The sequence below is a fragment of the Phenylobacterium hankyongense genome (assembly GCF_003254505.1).
Classification (GTDB): domain Bacteria; phylum Pseudomonadota; class Alphaproteobacteria; order Caulobacterales; family Caulobacteraceae; genus Phenylobacterium; species Phenylobacterium hankyongense.
Genome location: NZ_QFYP01000001.1, coordinates 685159 through 703679, shown reverse-complemented (window position 1 = coordinate 703679; position 18521 = coordinate 685159). Strand labels below are relative to the sequence as shown.

At 70.8% G+C, this 18521-nt stretch carries 21 protein-coding genes; 12 read left to right on the top strand and 9 right to left on the bottom strand.

Annotated features, from left to right (window positions below; all coding sequences use genetic code 11):
* Nucleotides 1–82: 82 nt before the first annotated feature.
* Nucleotides 83–1051 (bottom strand): KpsF/GutQ family sugar-phosphate isomerase, encoded by a 969-nt coding sequence (locus DJ021_RS03365; RefSeq protein WP_111456199.1) that lies wholly within the window; start codon nt 1049–1051, stop codon nt 83–85.
* A complete protein-coding gene (locus tag DJ021_RS03360; protein ID WP_111456198.1) occupies nt 1048–1293 on the bottom strand; it encodes a hypothetical protein in 246 nt (81 codons plus the stop codon). Before DJ021_RS03360 ends, DJ021_RS03365 begins: the two co-directional genes overlap by 4 nt.
* A 119-nt stretch (nt 1294–1412) precedes the next feature.
* Between DJ021_RS03360 and gpmA the strand changes: the two genes are divergently transcribed.
* The 3 genes from gpmA to DJ021_RS03345 are packed head-to-tail and all read left to right on the top strand — an operon-like array spanning nt 1413 to nt 3918.
* On the top strand, nt 1413–2129 hold the full coding sequence (gene gpmA / locus DJ021_RS03355; protein WP_111456197.1) for a 2,3-diphosphoglycerate-dependent phosphoglycerate mutase: 717 nt from the start codon (nt 1413–1415) through the stop codon (nt 2127–2129).
* A 47-nt stretch (nt 2130–2176) separates the two neighbouring features.
* A complete protein-coding gene (locus tag DJ021_RS03350) occupies nt 2177–2614 on the top strand; it encodes a bifunctional diaminohydroxyphosphoribosylaminopyrimidine deaminase/5-amino-6-(5-phosphoribosylamino)uracil reductase RibD (RefSeq protein WP_243625891.1) in 438 nt (145 codons plus the stop codon).
* Between the two features lie 44 nt (nt 2615–2658).
* On the top strand, nt 2659–3918 hold the full coding sequence (locus tag DJ021_RS03345) for a pentapeptide repeat-containing protein (protein ID WP_111456196.1): 1260 nt from the start codon (nt 2659–2661) through the stop codon (nt 3916–3918).
* Nucleotides 3919–3981: 63 nt separating this feature from the next.
* Here the strand turns inward: DJ021_RS03345 and DJ021_RS03340 are convergent, their stop codons facing one another.
* On the bottom strand, nt 3982–4434 hold the full coding sequence (locus tag DJ021_RS03340; RefSeq protein WP_111456195.1) for an Hsp20 family protein: 453 nt from the start codon (nt 4432–4434) through the stop codon (nt 3982–3984).
* 241 nt (nt 4435–4675) lie between these two features.
* Here DJ021_RS03340 and DJ021_RS03335 point away from each other — a divergent pair, with 241 nt between their 5' ends.
* The 3 genes from DJ021_RS03335 (at nt 4676) to DJ021_RS03325 (ending at nt 7465) form a co-directional block, all read left to right on the top strand.
* Entirely contained in the window at nt 4676–5560 is an 885-nt protein-coding gene (locus tag DJ021_RS03335) for a class I SAM-dependent methyltransferase (RefSeq protein WP_111456194.1), read from the top strand.
* A 72-nt stretch (nt 5561–5632) separates the two neighbouring features.
* Nucleotides 5633–5941: an SCP2 sterol-binding domain-containing protein gene (locus DJ021_RS03330; RefSeq protein WP_111456193.1), complete on the top strand. Its 309-nt coding sequence runs from the start codon at nt 5633–5635 to the stop codon at nt 5939–5941.
* 9 nt (nt 5942–5950) lie between these two features.
* A complete protein-coding gene (locus DJ021_RS03325; RefSeq protein ID WP_111456192.1) occupies nt 5951–7465 on the top strand; it encodes an alpha/beta fold hydrolase in 1515 nt (504 codons plus the stop codon).
* Here DJ021_RS03325 and hisN read toward each other — a convergent pair.
* Both hisN and DJ021_RS03315 read right to left on the bottom strand, forming a co-directional pair.
* Complete coding sequence (hisN, locus tag DJ021_RS03320; RefSeq protein WP_111456191.1) at nt 7462–8277, bottom strand: histidinol-phosphatase; 816 nt, start codon at nt 8275–8277, stop codon at nt 7462–7464. The genes DJ021_RS03325 and hisN overlap by 4 nt on opposite strands.
* A 32-nt stretch (nt 8278–8309) precedes the next feature.
* A complete protein-coding gene (locus DJ021_RS03315; RefSeq protein WP_111456190.1) occupies nt 8310–8690 on the bottom strand; it encodes a helix-turn-helix domain-containing protein in 381 nt (126 codons plus the stop codon).
* Nucleotides 8691–8817: 127 nt separating this feature from the next.
* Here DJ021_RS03315 and DJ021_RS03310 point away from each other — a divergent pair, with 127 nt between their 5' ends.
* Nucleotides 8818–9765, top strand: a complete 948-nt coding sequence (locus DJ021_RS03310; RefSeq protein WP_111456189.1) for a lysophospholipid acyltransferase family protein — start codon at nt 8818–8820, stop codon at nt 9763–9765.
* A gap of 218 nt (nt 9766–9983) precedes the next feature.
* On the opposite strand, the gene DJ021_RS03305 is transcribed toward DJ021_RS03310, so the two are convergent.
* The 3 genes from DJ021_RS03305 to gcrA all read right to left on the bottom strand — a co-directional run bounded on the left by DJ021_RS03305 (nt 9984) and on the right by gcrA (nt 12438).
* Nucleotides 9984–10205, bottom strand: a complete 222-nt coding sequence (locus tag DJ021_RS03305) for a DUF2093 domain-containing protein (RefSeq protein ID WP_111456188.1) — start codon at nt 10203–10205, stop codon at nt 9984–9986.
* Nucleotides 10206–10233: 28 nt separating this feature from the next.
* The gene (gene xseA, locus DJ021_RS03300; protein ID WP_111456187.1) at nt 10234–11682 is read right to left on the bottom strand and encodes an exodeoxyribonuclease VII large subunit; all 1449 of its coding nucleotides are present in this window, start codon (nt 11680–11682) and stop codon (nt 10234–10236) included.
* A gap of 252 nt (nt 11683–11934) precedes the next feature.
* Nucleotides 11935–12438: a cell cycle sigma 70 cofactor GcrA gene (gene gcrA, locus DJ021_RS03295; protein WP_111456186.1), complete on the bottom strand. Its 504-nt coding sequence runs from the start codon at nt 12436–12438 to the stop codon at nt 11935–11937.
* Nucleotides 12439–12662: 224 nt separating this feature from the next.
* Between gcrA and DJ021_RS03290 the strand changes: the two genes are divergently transcribed.
* The 5 genes from DJ021_RS03290 (at nt 12663) to DJ021_RS03270 (ending at nt 17114) form a co-directional block, all read left to right on the top strand.
* Nucleotides 12663–13481, top strand: coding sequence for an ABC transporter permease (locus DJ021_RS03290; RefSeq protein ID WP_111456185.1), 819 nt, complete (start codon nt 12663–12665; stop codon nt 13479–13481).
* A 28-nt stretch (nt 13482–13509) separates the two neighbouring features.
* Entirely contained in the window at nt 13510–13863 is a 354-nt protein-coding gene (locus DJ021_RS03285) for a DUF6559 family protein (RefSeq protein ID WP_111456184.1), read from the top strand.
* Nucleotides 13864–14037: 174 nt separating this feature from the next.
* Nucleotides 14038–15216: an aspartate aminotransferase family protein gene (locus DJ021_RS03280; protein ID WP_111458956.1), complete on the top strand. Its 1179-nt coding sequence runs from the start codon at nt 14038–14040 to the stop codon at nt 15214–15216.
* Nucleotides 15213–16148, top strand: coding sequence for an ornithine carbamoyltransferase (argF, locus tag DJ021_RS03275; protein WP_111456183.1), 936 nt, complete (start codon nt 15213–15215; stop codon nt 16146–16148). Before DJ021_RS03280 ends, argF begins: the two co-directional genes overlap by 4 nt.
* A gap of 51 nt (nt 16149–16199) precedes the next feature.
* A complete protein-coding gene (locus tag DJ021_RS03270; protein ID WP_243625890.1) occupies nt 16200–17114 on the top strand; it encodes an Hsp33 family molecular chaperone in 915 nt (304 codons plus the stop codon).
* Nucleotides 17115–17313: 199 nt separating this feature from the next.
* Here the strand turns inward: DJ021_RS03270 and metZ are convergent, their stop codons facing one another.
* The gene (gene metZ / locus DJ021_RS03265; RefSeq protein WP_111456181.1) at nt 17314–18498 is read right to left on the bottom strand and encodes an O-succinylhomoserine sulfhydrylase; all 1185 of its coding nucleotides are present in this window, start codon (nt 18496–18498) and stop codon (nt 17314–17316) included.
* Between the last annotated feature and the right edge of the window lie 23 nt (nt 18499–18521).

Genomic DNA, 18521 nt, shown 5'->3' with positions numbered 1-18521 from the left:
AACTCCGGGATACGGGTCTGGCGTGTTTTAGAGAGTGGGTGGCCCCAAGGCCACGTCAACGCGTACTGCGCAGCTTGGTTCGCTACATCACCCCCGCGCGCAGGATGTCATGCACGTGCAGGATGCCCACCGGGCGGCCGTCGGCGACGGCAAACATAACGGTGACGGCGGGCGCCGGATCGCTCATCAGCGCCAGCGCCTCGGAGGCCAGCATGCCCGGCCGTACGGTCTTCTTCGGTCCGGCGGTCATCACCTCGCCGGCAGCATGGTCCAGCAGGCCGTCGATGTGGCGGCGCAGGTCGCCGTCGGTGATCGCTCCGGCCAGGCGGCCGTCGGCGTCGGTGACCCCGACGATGCCCCAGCGCTTCTCGGTCATCACCAGCAGGGCCTGGCGCATGGGGGTGTCGAGTCCGACCAGCGGCAGCTCCTCGGCGCCGTGCATCAGGTCGCCCACCGTGCGCAGCATGGCCCCCAGCTTACCGCCGGGGTGGAAGATGCGGAAATCCTGCGGCTGGAAACCGCGCCGCTCCAAAAGCGCCACCGCCAGCGCGTCGCCGAGCGCGATCTGCAGGGTGGTCGAGGTGGTGGGGGCGTTGAGCTCCGGGGCGCAGGCCTCCGGGGCGTCGGGCAGCAGCAGCAGGATGTCGGCGGCCCGGCCGAGCGCGCTGTCGGCCACCGCGGTCATGGCGATCAGCGGGATGTGGAAGCGCTTGGCGTAGGCGATCACGTCGGCCAGCTCGCGGGTCTCGCCGGTCTTGGAGAGCGCCAGGATGACGTCGTCGGCGCCGATCATGCCGAGGTCGCCGTGGCTGGCCTCGGTGGCGTGGACGAACATGGCGGTGGAGCCGGTGGAGGCCAGGGTGGCGGCGATCTTGCGCGCCACATGGCCGGACTTGCCGATGCCGGTGCAGACGATCCGGCCCTTGGCGGCGAACAGCGCCTCGACGGCGCGGCTGAAGGCGGCGCCGAGGCCGGCGCCCATCTGGCCCAGCGCCTCGGCTTCGGCGGCCAGCACCCGGCGGCCGACCGTGATGGCGTCGAAGTCGCTCATTGCGAGGGCGCGATGGCCTGCGACTGCAGGCTGCGCACCGCCTGCCGCGTCTGGGTGAGCCGTTGCTGGGAGGCGTCGGCCTCGCGCTTCATCGCCGCCTGCACGGCGGGGGTCTGCTGCACGGGCGTGTGGCCGAACGGCCCGGGCGAACGCGCGCCGAGGCCCTGCGGCCAGACCAGCGACAGGGCGATGGCGGCCAGCGCCGCGAGCCCCAGGAGAGGCAGGTAGAGGCGGTCGAGCATGGCGGCTCCTATAGCCGTTGATCGGGCGCGGGGCCAATCCGAAGGCCCGCGGCGGCTTGACGGCGCCGGTCATAAGGCCCTAGCCGCTGCTCGCCGTCCCCAATGAAAGGTCGAGACCCTTGCCGACGCTGATCCTGCTGCGCCATGGCCAGAGCCAATGGAACCTCGACGACAGGTTCACCGGCTGGGTGGACGTCGACCTCACCGCCGAGGGCGAGGCCCAGGCCCGCAAGGGCGGCGAACTGATCAAGGCGCAGGGCGTGGCGATCGACCGCTGCTACACCTCGGTGCTGACGCGGGCGATCCGCACCTCCTGGCTGGCGCTGGCCGCCTGCGATCAGGCCTTCGTGCCGGAGGTCAAGGACTGGCGGCTGAACGAGCGCCACTACGGCGGCCTCACCGGCCTCAACAAGACCGAGACCGCCGCCCGGCACGGCGCCGACCAGGTGAAGATCTGGCGGCGTTCCTACGACGTGCCGCCGCCGCCGCTGGAGCCGGGCTCGGAGTTCGATTTCTCCAAGGACCGCCGCTACGCCGGCGCCACGCTGCCGGTCACCGAGAGCCTGAAGACCACGCTTGAGCGCGTGCAGCCCTATTGGGAAGGCGAGATCGCCCCGCAGCTGGCGGCCGGCGAGACCCTGCTGGTGGCGGCCCACGGCAACTCGCTGCGCGCCATCGTCAAGCTGCTGTTCGACCTCTCCGCCGAGGCGATCATCGACGTCGAGATCCCCACCGGCAACCCGCTGCTGATCGAGCTGGACGCCGCGCTGAAGCCGACGGCGGCGCGCTATCTGGATCCCGAGCGGGCGACGCGGCTGCCGGGGCTGGCCGACTAGACGTCGTCATCCCGCCGGGGATGACACATGGTGGGGCCGGAGGGGTCATGATCGCGGACGACGAAATCCACATGCGGCGCGCCATCGCCCTGGCGCGGACCCAAGTCGGGCGGACCGGCGACAATCCGTCGGTCGGCTGCGTGATCGTGCGCGACGGCGCGGTGGTGGGCGAGGGCGTCACCGCGCCCGGCGGCCGGCCGCACGCCGAGGAGCAGGCGCTGATCCAGGCGGGCGAGGGCGCGCGCGGCGCCACGGCCTACGTCACCCTGGAGCCCTGCGGCCAGAGGTCCTCAGGCGCGCCCTCCTGCTCGGCGCTGTTGGCGCAGGCCGGCATGGCGCGGGTGGTGGTCGCCTGCGACGACGCCTCGACCTTCGCCGGCGGCCGAGGCATGGCCAGGTTGCGGGCGGCCGGGGTCCGGCTCGACCAGGGGTTGCTCGGCGCCGAGGCGGCCGATCTCTATTCCGCCTACCGTCCAGCTAAGTAGCGGAAATGGGCCGTTAATCCTGGGGGCGTAGGCTTTTCCCCAGCATGCCCGTGATCGCCAGCCATACCCTCGTCTCCCGCCAGCTCAGCCAGGCCGAGCTGAACGCCATCTGCGCCAAGCATGACCGGCTGTGGAGCTCCAAGCCCGGCGGCGCGCGGGCGGTGCTGGCCTGGATGGACATCAGCGGCCTCGACCTGCGCGGCAAGAACCTCTGCGACGCCGACCTCACCGGGACGATGATGCGCGACTGCCGGATGCAGGGCGTCAAGCTCGACCACGCCAGCCTGTTCGGGGCGGACCTGCAGGGCGCGGACCTTTCCGACGCCTCCATGCGTCGGGCCGACCTGCGCGGGGCCTGCCTGCGCAACGCCAACCTCACCGGCGCCGACCTGTTCGAGGCCGACCTGCGCGAAGGCACGATGGCCGCCGCCGACCGCAAGTTCGGCTACCGGCGCCTGGAGACCAAGTCCCAGCCGGGCGAGGTCCAGGGCGCGATCCTGGCCGGGGCGAACCTGGAGCGTACGCGGCTGTCCGGGGTGATGGCCATGCGCGCCGACTTCACCGACGCGGTGCTCAAGGACGCCAAGCTGATCCGCGCCAACCTCAAGCAGGCGTCGATGAAGGGCGCGAACCTTTCCGGCGCCGACCTTTCCGGCGCGGACCTCGCCGGCGCCGACCTGCAGGACGCGGTGCTGGTGGGCGCCAAGACCCAGTCCTGGAACGTCATGGACGCCAACATGACCGGCGTGCTCACCGACGAGCCGGCCGGCAAGACCGCCGGCGCCAAGCCCTATCAGGCGATGATCCAGGACCACGCCCGCTGGTGCGAGACCGGCGGCAAGGCGGGCAGCCCCTCGGTGTTCGACGGCGCGGACCTGCGCAAGCTGGAGAGCATCCGCGGCTTCAACCTGACGGCGCTCTCCGCCAAGGGCGCGGTGTTCTACGGCCTCGACATGGAGGGGGTGCAGCTGCAGGGCGCGCACCTCGACGGCGCCGACCTGCGCAACTGCAACCTGCGGCGCGCCGACCTGCGCGGCGCCAAGCTCAAGGGCGCCAAGCTCTCCGGCAGCGACCTTCGCGACGCCCAGATGGGGCCGTTGCTGCTGGGCGGCGACCGGGTGCTGCCCTGCGACATGACCGGGGCGATCCTCAAGAACGCCGACCTCGCCCGCGCCGACCTGCGCCATGCGCTGCTGGTGGGGGCCGACATCAGCCGCGCCAACTTCACCGGCGCGGCGCTGCGCCAGATCAATGTCGGCGGCGTCATCCGCATCGGCACGCGCGGCCTCGACGAGGTCATCTGACCGCTGCGAAAAAGGGCGACGCCCGCAGGCGCCGCCCTCGTTCAACTGAGAGGCGAAGGCTGCTTACGCGGCCTTTTCGCCTTCGATCAGGGTCGACTGGCCGGCGCCGATCTCGATCCGGCGCGGCTTCAGCGCTTCGGGAAGCTCACGCTTCAGGGAGATGGACAGCAGGCCGTCCGACAGGTTGGCGTCGGTCACCAGCACATAGTCGGCGAGCTGGAAGCGCCGCTCGAAGTTGCGCTCGGCCAGGCCGCGATGCAGGTAGCGGCGGGTGTCGTCGTTGGCGGCCTTGCGGCCTTCGACGGTGAGCAGGTTTTCCTTCACCTCGACGCTCAGTTCTTCCGGACGGAAGCCGGCGACCGCGATCTCGATGCGGTAGGCGTTCTCGTCGGTCCGCTCGATGTTGTAGGGCGGATAGCCGGTGGCGGCGTCGGCCGAGGCGGTCTCGAGCAGCGAGGCCAGGCGGTCGAAGCCCACGACGGAGCGATAGAGGGGGGAGAAGTCGATCGTACGCATGCGGTTCACATCCTTCTTTGCGAAGCAAGGTTGCGGTCTTGAGGCTGTCGGCGAGCCTGATAGGCCTCGCGCGGCGCCCCAGAAGGCCCGGACATCCAGCACCTTCGCCGACTGAGGTAGGCGCGGGTTTTCGGCGTTCAAGACCTTGCGGACGCTGACGCTTTGACCCACGGCGCAGGTCGCGCTACTGCGGAAAGGAAGCCATGCCGGGGGGCGTGACGAGGTCCGAGTGGCGCGCCCGATGTTTTCCGTTTCCCGCCCCTTAGTGTCCCGCCGCCTTCTGCTGCTCGGCGCCGGCGCGCTGGCGGCCTGCAGCCGAAAGACGCCCGCCGCCCCTTCCGCCAAGCCGGCCGAGGGGCCGACCACGCTGGCCGCGGCGGTGGCCGGCGCCTGGCGCTCGCCCGCCGACAAGGCCCGCGACCGCTGGCGCCACCCCGTCGAGACCCTGACCTTCTGGGGCCTGAAGCCGGGCCAGACGGTGGTCGAGTTCTGGCCGGGCGCGGGCTGGTACACCGACATCGTCGCCCCGTTCCTGGCGGCCACCGGCGGCAAGCTCTACGCCGCCAACCTGCAGCTCGACGATCCCAAGGACGCCGCCGGCCGCGAGGTGGTGGACGCCTACCGTCGCCGGATCGCCGCCAAGCCGAAGCTCTACGGCCAGGTGGAGATCACCGCCTTCGGCCCGACCAGCGGCCCGGTGGCGCCCGCCGGCTCCGCCGACCTCGTGCTGTTCCTGCGCAACCTCCACAACTGGATGGCGGCGGGCGTCGTCGACAAGGCCTTCCGCGACGCCTTCGCGGCGTTGAAGCCCGGCGGCGTGCTGGGGGTGGAGGAACATCGGGCCGACGCCGGCGGCGTGCCCGACCTGCTGGCCGAGAGCGGCTACGTGCAGCAGGCCTATGTGGTCCAGCTCGCCCAGGAGGCGGGTTTCAAGCTCGACCAGGCCAGCGAGATCAACGCCAATCCGCACGACAGCAAGGACCATCCGTTCGGCGTCTGGACCCTGCCGCCGGTGCGCCGGTCGAGCCCGCGCGGCCAGCCGGACGACCCGAAGTTCGACCACGCGAAATACGACGCCATCGGCGAGAGCGACCGAATGACGCTGCGCTTCGTCAAACCCTTCTGAACGCCCGCGCGAAGGTTTACTTCACTCGCGTCTAAAGCGAAGCTGCCCGATGAGTCGAAGGGTGCGGGGGGCATGGCGACGCTCGAGGAAATCACTGATCGGATCCGCCGCGCGGCGGCGTCCGACGTCGCCCTCGACAAGTCGATCAAGCTCGACCTCAAGGGCGAGGGATTCATCCACATCGCGGGCGCCGAGGTCAGCAACGAGGACCGTCCTGCCGATCTCGTGGTCACCGTCAGCCGCCGCGACCTCGAGGCCATGGGCAAGCGCGAACTTGACCCGATGCGTGCGATAATGACCGGCCGGCTCAAACTCTCCGACATGGCCCTGGCGATGAAAATGCAACCGGCCATTCAATCTCTGTTTTCCAAGGCCGTGTAGAGGAGCCCGATGTTCGAGCCCGCGCCCCTCGTCGCCACCGCTCTCGCCCGGCCGCCCGCCGGCGGCGAGGCCGACTGGTTCACCGGCGCCGGCGGCGCGCGGCTGCGAGCCGCGCTGTGGACGCCGCAAGGCCGGGCGCGCGGCTCGATCGTCCTGTCGGGCGGCCGCACCGAGCCGCTCGAGAAATACTACGAGACCATCGCCGACTTCCTGGAGCGGGGCTTCGTGGTGCTGGCCCACGACTGGCGCGGCCAGGGCCTGTCGGCGCGCGAGCTGCCGGACCGGCTGAAGGGCCACGCCAAGGGGCACAAGGCCTTCCTCGACGACTTCCGCGCCCTCCTGGCCGCGTACGAGACGCGGCTGCCGCGGCCCTGGGTGGCGGTCGGGCATTCGATGGGCGGCTGCCTGACGCTGCTGGCCCTGGCCAGCGGCGAGACCCGCTTCGCCGGCGCGGTGTTGTCGGCCCCGATGCTCGGCGTGCAGACCGGCAAGGTGCCGCTGAAGACGGCGCGCACCCTGGCCAGCCTAAGCGTCATGTTCGGCCGCGCCCGCCGCTATGCGCTGGGCCAGCCCGGCAAGCCATTCGACGACACCTTCGACGGCAACATCCTCACCCACGACCGTGGGCGTTTCGAGCGCACCTGCAGCCTGATCGCCGCCGAGCCGCAACTCGCGCTCGGCGCGCCGACCTGGGGCTGGCTCGACTTCGCCTTCCGCGCCACCGCCTTCCTCGCCCGACCCGAACGACTTCGGGAGATCGTCACTCCGGTGATCATCGTCTCGGCCGAAGAGGACAAACTGGTCGACAACGCGGCCCAGGCCGCGGCCGCCCGCCATCTGCCGCAGGGAAAGTTTGTCAACGTCCCCGGCGCCTACCACGAAGTTCTTATGGAGACCGACGAGATGCGTAACATCTTTCTGAGGGCGTTCGACGCGCTCACCGGCCGAGTAGCCCCCAAGCCTGCCGAAGCCCCCAAGCCCGTGGCTCTCGACGCGCCGAGGCCGGCGCCCGTCGCCGCGGCGGCTCCGGCAGCTGCGCCCAAGCCTGCCGTTGCGCCGGCCCCCGCCGCCGCCAAGCCGGCAGTCGCGGCCAAGCCGGCCGCCAAGAAGCCCGCCGCCACGAAGCCCGCCGCTCCGAAGGCCCCGGCCAAGGCGGCCGCGAAGCCGGCGGCCAAGCCCGCGGCGGTGAAGAAGGCTCCCGCCAAGGCGAAGGCGGCTCCGAAGGCGAAGGCCGCGGCCAAGCCGGCCGCCAAGCCTGCGGCGGCCAAGAAGCCGGTCGCCGCGAAGAAGCCCGCGGCCGCGAAGACGCCGGCTGCGGCCAAGAAGCCCGCCGCCAAGGCCGCGGCCAAGCCGGCGGCGAAGACCGTCGCCGCCAAGGCCGCCCCGAAGACCGCCGCCCCGAAGGCCGCTGCCCCGAAGGCGGCAGCCTCGAAAGCCGCCGCCCCCAAGACGGCGGCCAAGCCCGCGGCGAAGAAGCCGGCCGCCAAGAAGGCTCCGGCCAAGAAGCCCGCGCCCGTCGCCTAAAGGGCGGAGCGCCGCAGGGCGACCAGCGCCTCCTCCAGGCAGGCGCGGTCGCCGGCGATGGCGATCTGTCCGCCGTGATCTCCCACCGGCTGGCCGCGCCAGTCGGTGACGAGTCCGCCAGCCCCTTCGACCACCGGGATGGCGGCCTCGATGTCCCAGGACTGCAGGCCGGCCTCGATGACCATGTCCATCGTCCCGGCCGCGACCATGGCGTAGGCGTAGGCGTCGCAGCCCAGGCGCGCCAGCCGGGCGGCGGCGCGGACCTGGGTCCAGGCGCCCAGCTCGGCGCCGGTGAAGCACATCTCCGGATCGGTGGTGGCGATGATGGCGTCGGTCAGCCTCGGGCAGGGCCGGACCTTCAGCGGCCGGGAGACGCCGCGGCTGATCAGCCGCGAGCCGCCGGCATGGCCGATATAGAGCTCGCCCAAGTAGGACTGGCCGATCGAGCCCAGCACCGGCCGGCCCTCGTGCCGAAGCCCGATCAGCGTGCACCACAGGGGCAGGCCGGCGATGAAGGCCCGCGTCCCGTCGACCGGATCCAGCACCCAGACCCACTCGGCGTCCGGCCGGTCCTCGCCGTATTCCTCGCCGATCACCCCGTGCTCCGGATAGCGTTCGGCGATCAGCTGGCGGATGGCGCGCTCGGCGCCCTTGTCGGCCTCGGTGACCGGATCGAAGCCCTTGGCGCCGCCTTTGTCGATCAAGCCGTGGTCGGCGCGGAACAGCGGCAGGATGGCGCCGGCCGCGGCGGCGTTGAGCTCCACCAGGAAGGCGTCGAGTTCGGCGAGGCGGTCAGAGGTCGGGGCTGGCATGGTCCACCCTTTACCGCGCCGTCGCCGTCGCGTCAGGCTTCGACGTCACCGTTCAGCGACTTGGCCAGGTCCAGCAGGCGTCGGCGAGGCCGTTCGCTGAGGCTGTAGTAGGCGCGGATCAGGTCGCGGGTCTCCTTGCGGGCGAACACCTCGCGGCCGGCCTCGGCCTCCTTGGCGCGGGCTTCCCGTTCGAGCTCGGCCATGCCCTCGTAGAAGTAGCTCACCGGCACCTCCAGGACCTCGGCCAGTTGCCAGAGCCGGGCCGCCGACATGCGGTTGGCCGCGCATTCGTACTTCTGGATCTGCTGGAAGCGCACGCCGCAGGCCCCCGCCAGCTGCTGCTGGGTCAGCCCCAGAAGCCGGCGGCGGCGGCGCAGGCGCCGTCCCAGATGAACGTCGATCTCGTCGCTCATGATCTTACGCCACGCCCCTCGTCACCCCCGCGTCCCGAACCGGGACACCTGGCCTTCGACGCGGCAAGTCGCGCGCCAAGCGAACCCGCGCGTTGCGCAAGCGCGGCGACGCCCCCTAGTAGGAGACATGGCGCAAGCGAAGTCCGCGCGGGCGAAGACCCCTCAGACCAGGGCCTCCCGGGGGCAGGACCTCGCTTGGCGGCTCGAGGCCTTCGCCTATGACGTGGCGGCGGGCCTGGCGCGGATCTTCCCCATCGACCAGGTGTCCGACTTCGGGTCCTGGCTGTTCCGGCGGCTGGGACCGCTGACCAGCGCCAACCGGGTCGCCGAGCGCAACCTGCGGATCGCCTTTCCGGAGAAATCCGACGCCCAGATCGCCCAGCTGCTCGCCGCCCAATGGGACCAGGCCGGCCGCTGGTTCGCCGAGTTCCCGATCCTCGACCGGATCATCAACGACCCGAGCCGGGTGGAGGTGGTGGGCGCCGAGCGGCTGGCGGCGATCCGCGACGGCGCCGGGCCGGTGGTGTTCATCTCCGGCCACTTCTCGTCGTTCGAGATCATGCCGGCGGTGATCATCCACGCCGGGATCACCTGCCAGATCACCTACCGGGCGACCAACAACCCGCACGTCGACGACCGCATCCGCAAGAGCCGCTGGCGCTACGGCGTGCGGCTGTTCGCGCCGAAGGGCACGGACGGTGCGCGCGAGCTGCTGCGCGCCCTGTCGCGCGGGGAGTCCGTGGCGCTGATGAACGACCAGAAGTTCAACGGCGGCGTCGCCGCGCCGCTGTTTGGGATCACCGCCCACACCGCGCCGGGCCCGTCCAGCTTCGCCCTGCGCTACGGCATCCCGCTGCAGCCGATGAGCGTGGAGCGCAAGGACAAGGCGCGCTTCCGGGTCATCGTCCACGAGCCGATCTGGCTGGAGGACACCGGCGACCGCAACGCCGACATCGAGGCCGGGGTGCGCAAGGTCAACGCCTTCATCGAGGACCGCGTCCGCGCCCGGCCCACCGAATGGTTCTGGGTCCACCGCCGCTGGCCCAACGAAGAGTACAGGCGCGAGAAGCGATAGGGAGGCCCTTCCCCCTTTGTGGGAGAAGACCATCCCCGCGAGAGCGGCGCCCCTGTCCGGTTCTGCGCCGCAGGCCTATTTGTCCACGAACCACACGAACCACACGAACTCAGGGTCCTCTGGCAGGACCTTGCGCACCCACGGCCCATTCGTGGGGTTCGTGGACAGATCAAGGGGCGCTGGCGCGCCATCCTCGCCTGGACTTCAGCGGGCAGCCGCTAGGATTCCTGGGTGTCCTGCCAGCGTTTCAGCGCCTCGGCGGGGCCGGCGTAGGCCTCCTGCAGCGGCGCGCTCCAGTAGCGGAGCTGTTCCAGCGGGATCTTCGCGCCGCTGACCGCGCAGAGCACGTAGCGGCCCGGTCTGAGCACGGCGAAGTCGCCGTCCCCGTAGTGCAGCTTGGCGATGTCGGCGCCGGTGAGATCGCGGTCGTGGGCGTTCATGGCGCTCTATTTAGCGCGCCGGGACGTCTCAGAACAGGTCGCCTTGCGCCGCCGGCGTCGGTTTCGGCTTGGCGCGGGCGGGTTTCGGCGCCGCGGCGGGCGCGGGATCGCCGTCCACCACCGCCTGGCGGGTGACCTTGTCGCCGAACTTGATGCTCAGCTCCTCCCCGCTGAGCAGGCTCGCGCCCGCATGGACGATGGAGCCGTCGAGACGGCTGACGCGGGCGAAGCCGCGCTGCAACGGCCGTTCGGGATCCACCGAGGCGTAGAGCTTGCCGAGCGCCGCCAGCCGTTCGGAGACCCGTTCCAGCCGCCGCTCGACCGCCGGTTGCAGGCGCGCGGCGACGCCGTCCAGCCGCTGCTTCTGCACCGCCTGCGGCCGCTGCAGCAGCAGGGGGGAGAGCCGCGAGGCCACCCGCACCAGCTCGCGCTCGTGCACCGCGGCGTTCCGGGCCAGGCCCGCGGTCAGCCGGCCGGAGACGATGTCGAACCGCTGCTCGGCCAGGCGCAGCAGGTCGGGCACGCGCTTCAGGCTGCGGTCGGCGGCCTCGACCCGGCTGCGGCGGTCCTCCACCACCCGCGCGGCGCGGCGGTGCATCCGCGCCGAGAAGTCGGCCACCGCGGCCTTCAGCTCGGCCAGCACCGGGGTCGCCATCTCCGCCGCGGCGGTGGGCGTCGGCGCCCGGCGGTCGGAGACGAAGTCGATCAGCGTGGTGTCGGTCTCGTGGCCCACGGCGCTGATCAGCGGGATGGCCGAGGCCGCCGCCGTGCGGGCCAGGGCCTCGTCGTTGAACGGCCAGAGATCCTCCACCGAGCCTCCGCCGCGCGCCACGATCAGCACGTCCGGGCGGGCGATGGGCCCCGAGCCGTCGAGCGCGTTGAAGCCGTCGATCGCCGCGCACACCTGGGCGGCGGCGGCGTCGCCCTGCACCACCACCGGCCAGACGATCACCCGGCACGGCCAGCGGTCGCGGATGCGGTGCAGGATGTCGCGGATCACCGCGCCGGTGGGGCTGGTGATCACCCCGATCACCGCCGGCATGACCGGCAGCGGCCGCTTGCGGGCCGGTTCGAACAGGCCCTCGCCGGCGAGCTTGGCCTTCAGGCGTTCGAGCTGGGCCAGGAGGGCGCCGACGCCGGCCGCCTCCATGGTCTCGATGACGATCTGGTAGCGCGAGCCGGCCGGGTAGGCGGTGATCTTGCCGGTGACGATCACCTCCAGCCCGTGCTCGGGCCGGATGGAGAGCCCGCGCACCTGGCCCTTCCAGACCACGCCGTCGATGGCGGCGCGCTCGTCCTTGATGGTCAGGTAGACGTGGCCGTTGGAGTGGTGGGTGACCTTGGACAGCTCGCCGCGCAGCCGGACGAAGCCGTAGGCGTCCTCCAGGGTCCGCTTGAGCGCGAACGCCAGCTCCGAGACGGAGTAGGGCCGGGCGTTGCCTTCGGTTGTCTGGGACTCAGGCGCCACGTCGGTCATCGCCGGAAGGTAGCCATCGGCGGACGGAAACCCAAACGCGGCGAAGTCTGGGTCCCCAGATTTTCGTCATCGCCCGGCTTGTCCGGGCGACCCATCCCAATGCCATTCTTCATCAGCTGAGGCGCTCGCCTTGAGCTGGGTAGCCCGGACAAGCCGGGCGATGACGAAGATGGGATGGCTATGGGAAAGGGCGCACCCGGACCCGAAGCGGCAGCCGCCTCGGGCGCGGGGGCGCCCCCATCCCCAACGGATTCAGATGTAGCGGCGCAGGGAGCGCGCCAGCTCGGCCGGGCCCGACCGCTTCTTGGTCTGCGCCGGCTGGTAGGCGACCTGGCTGTGTTCGTGGCAGTAGGGGCCTTCGCCGGAGCGGCGCCCGCAGAAGGTGAAGTTGTCGAGCGAGGGATCGCCGATCGGCCACTTGCACATGTGGGCGCCGAGCGTCAGCACGGTGGCCGTGCCGGGGGTCTCGTCCACGTAGCGCACGGGGGCCGTCTGCGGGCCCAGCGACGACACCGGCTCGGCGATGCGGCGCGGCGCCGACGGGGCGGCCGAGACCGGACGGGCCGGACGCGGCGCCTTGAACACGGTGCGGGCCGGCTTCGACGGCGTGGCGCGGCCCGAAAGGCCCAGCCGGTGGACCTTGCCGATCACGGCGTTGCGGGTCACCCCGCCCAGCTGCTTGGCGATCTGGCTGGCGGACAAGCCGTCCTGCCAGAGCTTCTTGAGCAATTCTACGCGCTCGTCCGTCCAACCCATCTTCGCCTCCCACCTGCGGACCCGAGCACACCCCCGCGCTCGGTATCTACATCTTGTGGCGTTGAGCTGCCTCAGCGCCTACCAACCACCACGAGTAGTAAACAACTCCTTAAGGGCCACAATAGGCGCCCCTGCTTTCGTCCACAGGAACTAGATGTTGCGTCAGGGCGCCGCAGTTTCCGCCCACTCTTGCGGCTTGCGCGTCGGGAGCGCACATCAGCGCCATGAAGGATATGGCCGCCGTCGAAACCGTCATCCCGCCCGCCCCGCGCGACTACCACGGGGTGAACTGGGAGGGCTTCAAGACCCTGTATTTCCGCGAGATCCGGCGGTTCTGGAAGGTGGGCGCGCAGACCCTCGCCGCCCCGGTGGTCACGGCCCTGCTCTACATGATGGTCTTCGTGGTGGCGGCGCAGGGCGCACGCCCGATCCACGGCATGCCCTACGGCGCCTTCGTCGCCCCCGGCCTGGTGATGATGCAGGTGCTCAACAACGCCTTCGCCAACTCCTCGTCCTCCCTGCTGCAGGCGAAGATGAACGGGCTGATGGGCGACTTCCTGACCCCGCCGCTGACGCCGATGGAGCACGTGGCCGGCTTCGGCCTGGGCGCGGCCACCCGCGGCCTGGTGGTCGGTTCGGTCACCTGGCTGGCGGTGCTGCCGTTCGCCCACGTCGGCGTCGCCCACCTGTGGGCCATCGTCTTCTACGGCGTCGGCGCGGCGCTGATCCTGGGCTTCCTCGGCATCATGGCCGGCCTCTGGGCGGAGAAGTTCGACCACATGGCGGTGGTGACCAACTTCATCGTCATGCCGATGACCTTCCTGTCGGGCACCTTCTACCTGGTCGAGCGCCTGCCCGAGCCGTTCCGCTCGTTCAGCAAGTTCAACCCGTTCTTCTATCTGATCGACGGCTTCCGCTACGGCTTCATCGGCCATGCGGAAGGCTCGCTGGCCATCGGCGCGGCGATGACGCTGGGCCTGGTCGCGGCCTTCGCCTGGATCTGCTTCTGGATGTTCGACACGGGCTACAAGATCAAAACCTGACGGCGCAACGACGCCTGGAGACCGCGGCATGGGCTGGCTTCAGCGGATAGCGATGCACCGGGCGGCGAAGACTTATGCGCGCCGTCTGCCGGCCGAGATGCATAGAGGGTGGGGCGCTGCGGATTTCTACACGCCGGGACAGGTGCGAGCCGCGGTTGCGCATCTTGGGCTGAACCGCCGCTATATCGTGATCGCCTACGCCGCTTTTCTTGCGGAAGACGAGTTCGCGACCGCGGCGTCGGAGACGCCCGTGTCGGCCACCTATGCCGAGGCGCGGCGGATTTTTGGACGCTACTGCCCTCGTGGCTCGGGGCACACCTATTGGCACGTTCCGATTTCGAACGAGGCGGCGGCCTCGAGGTACGGGGTGGGCGCGCCCTAGCAGGCCGGCGACGACGACTGCCGAACTCATTGACACACCGGCGTTCCCGAACGACAACGCCAAGCCTTCCGGTCCCCGCCGCTCCGCGTCGGGGACGCTTCCGTTCTGGAGGGCTCTTCCGTGACCGAGAAGACCGCGAGCCAAGCCGCCGCGACCGTTCCCAGCGACCACATCATGGGTGTCTATTCGCGCACCCCGCTGGCGTTCGAGCGAGGCGAGGGCGCGCGTCTCTACACCACGGACGGCGAGGCCTACCTCGACTGCATGGCCGGCATCGCGGTGAACGCGCTGGGCCACGCCAACCCCAAGCTGGTGCAGGCGCTGAAGGACCAGGCCGAGAAGCTCTGGCACGTCTCCAACATCTTCACGATCCCCGGCCAGGAGAAGCTGGCGGACAAGCTCACGCGCGAGACCTTCGCCGACGTGGTGTTCTTCACCAACTCCGGCGCCGAGGCCATCGAGTGCGCCATCAAGACCGCCCGCAAGTTCCACTGGGCCAAGGGCCAGCCGGAGCGGATCGACATCATCGGCTTCGACGGCTCCTTCCACGGCCGCACCATCGCGGCGGTGAACGCCTCGGGCAACGCGGCCTACCTGGAAGGCTTCGGGCCGCCGCTGCCGGGGTTCACGCACCTGCCGTTCGGCGACCTCGACGCGCTGCGGGCGGCGGTCGGCGAGACCACCGCGGCCATCCTGCTGGAGCCGGTGCAGGGCGAGGGCGGCGCGCGCTCCTGGCCCGAGGCCAGCCTGAAGGCCATCCGCGACCTCTGCGACGAGACCGGCACGCTGCTGATCTACGACGAGATCCAGTGCGGCCTGGGCCGCACCGGCAAGCTGTTCGCCTACGAGTGGGCCGAGGGCGCGGCGCCCGACATCATGGCGGTGGCCAAGGCGCTCGGCGGCGGCTTCCCGGTCGGCGCCTGCCTGGCGACCGCCGAGGCCGCCCGCGGCATGACCGTCGGCTCCCACGGCTCCACCTACGGCGGCAACCCGCTGGCCATGGCGGTGGGGCTGGCGGCGGTCGAGGAACTGGTGAAGCCGGAACTGCTGGCCCACGTCCGCGAGATCGCCGGCTACTTCACCCAACAGCTCTCCGGCCTGCGCGAGCGCTTCCCCGACGTGGTGGTCGACATCCGCGGCAAGGGCCTGCTGGTCGGGATCAAGCTCGCCACCCCGAACCGCGAGTTCATGCAGCACGCCCGCGACCAGCACCTGCTGATCGCCGGCGGCGGCGACAACTGCGTGCGCCTGCTGCCGCCGCTGACCCTGACCATCGAGGAAGCCAGCGAGGCGGTGGCCAAGCTGGAGCGCGCCTGCGAGGCGGCGCGGGCGAAGGCGCAGGCCGCAGCGTGAGCCAGCCGCGGCACTTCATCGACCTCTGGCGGCTCGAAGGCTCCGACCTGCGCGCCATCCTGGAGGACGCCAAGGCCCGCAAGGCCGCGCGGCTCGGCTGGCCGAAGGGCCGGCCGGACCCCGACCGGCCGGCCGAGGGGCGGACGCTGGCGATGATCTTCGAGAAGAACTCCACCCGGACGCGCTTCTCGTTCGACGCCGCCATGCGCCAGCTGGGCGGCGACGTGATCATCTCCAATTCCATCGACATGCAGCTGGGCCGCGGCGAGCCGATCGAGGACACCGGCCGGGTGCTGTCGCGCATGGTCGACGCGGTGATGATCCGCGCCAACGTCCACGAGGACGTCGAGCGGCTGGCCATGGCCTCCACCGTGCCGGTGATCAACGGCCTCTCCGACCGCAGCCACCCCTGCCAGATCCTCGCCGACCTGCTCACCTTCGAGGAGCACCGCGGCCGGCTGGAGGGCAAGACCCTGGCCTGGGTCGGCGACGGCAACAATGTCTGCGCCAGCTTCATCCACGCCGCGCCGAAGCTCGGCTTCAAGCTGAAGATCGCCGCGCCGGCCATCTACCATCCGGACCTCGTCGACCTCGCCCGCGCGGCCGAACAGCAGGGCCAGGTGACCACCACCGACGACCCCCGCGAGGCGGTCAGCGGGGCGCATGCGGTGATCACCGACACCTGGGTCTCGATGGGCGACACCGACCATGACGAGCGCATCGACACCCTGGAGCCCTACCAGGTCGACGAGGAGCTGATGGACCTGGCGGCGCCCGACGCGGTCTTCCTCCACTGCCTGCCCGCGCACCGCGGCGAGGAGGTCGCTGACGAGGTGATCGACGGCCCCCGCAGCCTGGTGTGGGACGAGGCCGAGAACCGCATCCACGCCCAGAAGTCGATCCTGGCCTGGTGCTTCGGGAAGGTCGGGTGAGGCGGGGCGGGCTAGGCTCGCATCCCGCCATCGCCTTACTATATGCCCCCGATGCCTGATTTATCCGTACCCGACGACCTGGTCGGCGCCTTCCAGATCGAGGGCGAGCCCGTGCGCGGCCGCATCGCGCGCCTGGGTCCCGCCGTCGACCAGATCCTGCGCGCCCACGACTATCCCGAGCCGGTGGCCAACCTGCTGGGCGAGGCCTGTGCGCTCGCCGCCCTGGTGGGCTCCAACCTGAAGTTCGACGGCCGGCTGATCGTGCAGGCCCAGGGCGACGGGCCGGTGCGCTATGTGGTCGCAGACTACGACACCTCCGGCGGCCTGCGCGGCTACTGCCGGTTCGACGAGGACAAGGTTGCCCAGGCTTCGGAAGGCTTCCTGCGGCCGGGCGCGCGGACCCTGCTGGGCGCGGGCGTGTTCATCATGACCGTCGACCAGGGCGCGGACATGGAGCGCTACCAGGGCGTCACCCCGATCGAGGGCGAGACCCTGGCGCTGTGCGCCGAGCAGTACTTCGCCCAGTCCGAGCAGACCCCGACCCGCGTGCGGCTGGCGGTCGGCCAGGCCGACGACGGCGACGGCTTCCGCTGGCGGGCCGGCGGCGTGCTGATCCAGAACATCGCCGAGGACGACGCCCGCGGCCCCACCGAGGAGGCCTGGACCCGCACCCAGGCGCTGTTCGAGACCATCGGCGAGGACGAGCTGATCGACTCGCGCCTGTCCTCCAACCACCTGTTGTTCCGGCTCTTCCACGAGGACGGCGTCCGGGTGTTCGGCTCCCAGCCGCTGCGCGCCTTCTGCCGCTGCTCGCAATCGCGCATCGAGACCGTGCTGAGCTCGTTCGGCCCCGAGGAACGCGCCGACATGGTCGAGCCGGACGGCAAGATCCACGTCACCTGCGAATACTGCAGCCGCGTCTACGCCGTCGAACCGACCACCCTCGAAGCCATCGACGCGGAATAGGCCTGCCCTTTCGGGCGAGACGGACGGGGGGTCGCACACACCCTCCGGTCATCCCCGCGAAAGCGGGGACCCAGGTTTTTTCCTGTGCGCCAAGGCAGCCATCTGTTCGAGCCGCCGCCCGAAACTTCAAAACGCCTGGGTCCCCGCTTTCGCGGGGATGACCGGAAGGTTGGGGCCTCAGGGGAGAAGCGACCCCGGCTTACGCCGCGTCCAGGGCCCGGTTGACGTCGCGGCCGAGGTCGCCGGGGCCTTCGAGGCCGACGCTCATCCGCACCCAGCCCTGGGTCAGGCCGATCTCCTGGCGCTGCTCCTCGGGCATCGAGCGGTGGGTGGTGGTCGAGGGATGGGTGGCCATCGACTTGGCGTCGCCGAGGTTGTTGGAGATGTCGACGATCTGCAGGGCGTCGAGGAAGCGCCAGGCGGCCTCGCGGCTGCCCAGGTCGAAGGCGATGACGTTGCCGCCGCCGGTCATCTGGTTGGCGATGATCGCCGCCTGCGGGTGGTCGGGCCGGCCGCAGTAGATGGTCCTATTCACCTTCGAGTGGGCGGCGATCAGGTCGGCGATACGGCCGGCGTTCTCGGTCTGGCGCCGGACCCGCAGCTCCAGCGTCTCCAGCCCCTTCAGCAGCACCCAGGAATTGAACGGCGACATCGCCGGTCCGGTGTGGCGCAGCAGGTCCTTGTAGGCCTCGGTCATCAGCTCGGCGCCGCCGAGGATCGCCCCGCCCAGCACCCGGCCCTGGCCGTCGATGTGCTTGGTGGCCGAATAGACGACGACGTCGGCGCCCAGCGCCAGCGGCTTCTGGAAGATCGGCGTGGCGAACACGTTGTCCACCACCAGCTTCGCCCCGGCCGCGTGGGCGATCTCCGCCACCGCGCCGATGGCGGTGACCTCGAGCAGCGGGTTGGCCGGGCTCTCCACCAGGAAGGCCTTGGTGTTGGGCCGCACGGCGGCCTTCCAGGCGTCGAGGTCGGTGGCGTCGACGTAGGTGGTCTCCACCCCAAACCGCGGCAGCAGCTCGGAGACGATCCAGCGGCAGGAGCCGAACAGCGCCCGGCCCGCCACCAGGTGGTCGCCGGCCCGCAGCAGGCCCATCAGCGCCGCCTGCACCGCGGCCATCCCCGACGCCGTCGCCCGGCAGACCTCGGCGCCTTCCAGCAGGGCCAGGCGGTCCTCGAAGATCTGCGTCGTCGGGTTGCCGAAGCGCTGGTAGATGAACCCCGGGTCCTCGCCGGAGAACCGCCGGTCGGCCGCCCCGGCGCTGTCGTAGGCGAAGCTCTGGGTCAGGAAGAGGGCTTCGGAGATCTCCCCATAGGGCGTGCGCGCCATGCCGCCGCGCACCAGACGGGTTTCGACTTCCCAGTCCTGCGGATTTTCGGTCATGGCGCTCTCCTGCCGCTCAAAAC

Excerpts from the sequence above, each read along its gene's own strand:
- DJ021_RS03365 (WP_111456199.1), bottom strand. The coding sequence starts at position 1,051 with ATGAGCGACTTCGACGCCATCACGGTCGGCCGCCGGGTGCTGGCCGCC.
- DJ021_RS03360 (WP_111456198.1), bottom strand. The coding sequence starts at position 1,293 with ATGCTCGACCGCCTCTACCTGCCTCTCCTGGGGCTCGCGGCGCTGGCC.
- DJ021_RS03350 (WP_243625891.1), top strand. The coding sequence starts at position 2,177 with ATGATCGCGGACGACGAAATCCACATGCGGCGCGCCATCGCCCTGGCG.
- DJ021_RS03345 (WP_111456196.1), top strand. The coding sequence starts at position 2,659 with ATGCCCGTGATCGCCAGCCATACCCTCGTCTCCCGCCAGCTCAGCCAG.
- DJ021_RS03340 (WP_111456195.1), bottom strand. The coding sequence starts at position 4,434 with ATGCGTACGATCGACTTCTCCCCCCTCTATCGCTCCGTCGTGGGCTTC.
- DJ021_RS03335 (WP_111456194.1), top strand. The coding sequence starts at position 4,676 with ATGTTTTCCGTTTCCCGCCCCTTAGTGTCCCGCCGCCTTCTGCTGCTC.
- DJ021_RS03330 (WP_111456193.1), top strand. The coding sequence starts at position 5,633 with ATGGCGACGCTCGAGGAAATCACTGATCGGATCCGCCGCGCGGCGGCG.
- DJ021_RS03325 (WP_111456192.1), top strand. The coding sequence starts at position 5,951 with ATGTTCGAGCCCGCGCCCCTCGTCGCCACCGCTCTCGCCCGGCCGCCC.
- hisN (WP_111456191.1), bottom strand. The coding sequence starts at position 8,277 with ATGCCAGCCCCGACCTCTGACCGCCTCGCCGAACTCGACGCCTTCCTG.
- DJ021_RS03315 (WP_111456190.1), bottom strand. The coding sequence starts at position 8,690 with ATGAGCGACGAGATCGACGTTCATCTGGGACGGCGCCTGCGCCGCCGC.
- DJ021_RS03310 (WP_111456189.1), top strand. The coding sequence starts at position 8,818 with ATGGCGCAAGCGAAGTCCGCGCGGGCGAAGACCCCTCAGACCAGGGCC.
- DJ021_RS03305 (WP_111456188.1), bottom strand. The coding sequence starts at position 10,205 with ATGAACGCCCACGACCGCGATCTCACCGGCGCCGACATCGCCAAGCTG.
- xseA (WP_111456187.1), bottom strand. The coding sequence starts at position 11,682 with ATGACCGACGTGGCGCCTGAGTCCCAGACAACCGAAGGCAACGCCCGG.
- gcrA (WP_111456186.1), bottom strand. The coding sequence starts at position 12,438 with ATGGGTTGGACGGACGAGCGCGTAGAATTGCTCAAGAAGCTCTGGCAG.
- DJ021_RS03290 (WP_111456185.1), top strand. The coding sequence starts at position 12,663 with ATGAAGGATATGGCCGCCGTCGAAACCGTCATCCCGCCCGCCCCGCGC.
- DJ021_RS03285 (WP_111456184.1), top strand. The coding sequence starts at position 13,510 with ATGGGCTGGCTTCAGCGGATAGCGATGCACCGGGCGGCGAAGACTTAT.
- DJ021_RS03280 (WP_111458956.1), top strand. The coding sequence starts at position 14,038 with ATGGGTGTCTATTCGCGCACCCCGCTGGCGTTCGAGCGAGGCGAGGGC.
- DJ021_RS03270 (WP_243625890.1), top strand. The coding sequence starts at position 16,200 with ATGCCTGATTTATCCGTACCCGACGACCTGGTCGGCGCCTTCCAGATC.
- metZ (WP_111456181.1), bottom strand. The coding sequence starts at position 18,498 with ATGACCGAAAATCCGCAGGACTGGGAAGTCGAAACCCGTCTGGTGCGC.